The organism is Thalassospira sp. ABL2_045, from assembly GCF_056161285.1.
Genome location: NZ_JBSWYV010000039.1, coordinates 1 through 744, shown reverse-complemented (window position 1 = coordinate 744; position 744 = coordinate 1). Strand labels below are relative to the sequence as shown.

Annotated in this window: 1 protein-coding gene; it reads right to left on the bottom strand. The window is 55.5% G+C overall.

The window, feature by feature from the left end:
• Positions 1 to 9 precede the first annotated feature (9 nt).
• Positions 10 to 744: IS110 family transposase (locus ACXAIA_RS20635; protein WP_475351009.1), on the bottom strand; the 735-nt coding region annotated here is incomplete at its 5' end.

The window sequence follows — 744 nt, the reverse complement described above, 5'->3', positions numbered from 1 at the left end:
GCAGCGGTGTTAAGTGTCAAGGACCGCTGCATGATATATGCGCATCCTTGCGTTTGCCCTTACAATGATTTTGCGCATGACGGCGACAAGCGCGACCTTTCCGGGTTTTCCCTTTTGTTTGAGGCGTTGGTAGAAGGCTTTCATCTCCGGATCGAAGCGAATAGCAGGTAGTGCGGCGACATAGAGAACGTCGCGCACCTGTTGTCTGCCGCCGGCAATCGTTCTTTTGCCCCGCATGAGGCCGCTATCACGATTGAGCGGTGCCACACCAACCAGTTTGGCAATCTGGCCTTTGTCCAACCGTCCGAGTTCAGGCAATCCAGCCAGCAGGAAGCAAGCGGTTCTCATCCCGATACCTTTCAGCGACATCAGAACATTTGCCTGAGCCTGCAAGTCCTCATCTTCGGCCAGGCAGGTTTCCATCGCCTTGATCACCTCGCGGCGCTGCTCAACAAGAAAGTCGAGCGTTTCCTCAATCCATCCCAGCGTTTTATCGACCTGCTTTTCCCTGCGATTTTTCTCCTGAACGATCATGTGGGAAAGTTGGCGATAGCGTTGTACGAGGTCGGACAGTTCAGACTGCCGTGCTGAAGGGGGCTCGAGTAAGCGGGTTTCCATGCGCCTGCCGTAATCTGCGATAACGAAGGCGTCAATCCGGTCGGTTTTGGACAGTTGGCCGCTGGCGCGGGCGAACTGGCGGATATATTTCGCATTCACCTTTGCAACGGGCCGGCGTGCTGCCAG